Genomic DNA, 1,822 nt, shown 5'->3' on the forward strand with positions numbered 1-1,822 from the left:
ATCTGACCTTCGGCAACATTATGCAAACCAACAGATGCAGAACCCTTACCTTTACCCAAAGTCACACTCGCATAATTAGTGATGCTATTATCCTCACCTTGTTTATCGTAGTGAACAACAGCCGATTCATCAGACTGAAGATTGTTAGAAAGCTCCTTCAGACTTTTATCAAGCTGACCTTTGTTAACTGCTTCATTATCCTTCGTCGCTGTCTTAACACCTGAAAGTATTCTATCTTGGCTTTCCTTATCCGCAATACTGATGCTCGCACCTTCTTTTTCACCACCAAGCTTGATCACATTTGTCGTGTCATCAAACTTAACAAGACTATCTCCTACAACTTGGTTAATCTCATTCTTAAGCTCTTTGTGAATACTCGTGAATGAATTCCCTACACCTGCAAATGCTTTGGCAACATCATCATAGCTCTGCTCTTCAACAGCACTGCCATCTTCTTTGACGATCTTAACTTTAAAGCTTGGAGCACTCCATTGACCTTCCTTATATTCAGCGCCACCACCTAAATAAGTTGCAACAGTCTTATTCGTATCAAAAAGCTGAGAACCATTTATCGCATCACTTGAGCTTGCAGAAACCTCTCCATTGGAAAGAAACTTAATTTTACTGTTGCCTTTCCCAGCACCCTCTCCATGTGTCGCTACAAACGCACTATCTTCATCACTCCACAACAACGCATTCTGCTTAATATTTTCAGTAACCTCCGTGTTGTTTTGGGTGAACTCTTTTTGAAGATTCTCAAAAGATGTTCCTACACCAGCAAATGCTTCCGATACATTATCATACTTCTTCTCTTCAACTTTAGTACCATCCTCATTAACGGTCTTAACTTTGAAACTTGGAGCTGTCCAAGCGCCACCTGCATAACTAGCATCACCACCTAAAGACTGCGCAACACTGTTACCTAGAGCATATAGCTGATTTCCTGCTACAGCATCGCTTGAGCTAGCAGTAATGTCACCATTTGCAAGCGACGTTATCTTGCTGTTGGTCTTCTCACCGTCTTTTCCTCCATGCGTCGCTACAAACGCTTCTGCGTCCTTATTCCACAACAGCGCATCGCCTTGAACTTCCTGAGTAATATTCGTGACTTTGTCATTAAAGTCTTTAACCACATTCGTGAAAGAATTACCAACACCTGAAAGAGCTTCTGAAACACTATCGTACTCAGCTTCTTCTGATGTGCCATCTTCTTTAAGGTGTGTAACTTTAAATCTAGGCAACAACCATTGATCTTTCTCATACTTAGCATCACCGTTTAAGTACGATGCAAGATCTTTTCCTAAGGAATAAAGTTGGGAGCCATTTACTGCATCTGTCGATTCTTTCGTAATATCTCCTGCCGCAAGGAACTTAATCTTGCTGTTTGTCTTTGCACCATCTTTTTCTCCATGCAAGGCGACAAAAGCACCATCAGCCTTGCTCCATGATAAAGAATCTTGTGCAACTCCTTCTGAAACTTCCTTAATACGAGCGTTGATAGTGCTCATGCTGTCATTAATGTCATTAAACGCACCTGCAACATTATTACTGCTCTTCTTATCACCTTTCGTACCATCATTGCTGAAAGTCTGAATTTGGAAATCCGGATCTTGCCATTCGCCTTTCTCATTATAACCAGCACCTCCACCAAAATAGCCAGCAAACTGTTTTTGCAGATCATAAATCTGTCCACCCGTAATCGCATCACTCGAGCCTGATACTATAGAGCCAGCTGCAAGTGATGTAATCTTACTCTTGCTTTCCTTCTCTCCATGCGTCGCTACAAACGCCTCTGCGTCCTTATCCCACAACAGCGCATCGC

The 1,822-nt window shown here is 42.0% G+C and carries 1 pseudogene; it reads right to left on the minus strand.

The features are described from left to right. Positions 1 to 1,822, minus strand: a pseudogene (locus ACFIKN_RS07450) (hypothetical protein); the annotation flags it as partial.

This window comes from Bartonella sp. CL436QHHD (assembly GCF_042195105.1).
GTDB lineage: Bacteria > Pseudomonadota > Alphaproteobacteria > Rhizobiales > Rhizobiaceae > Bartonella.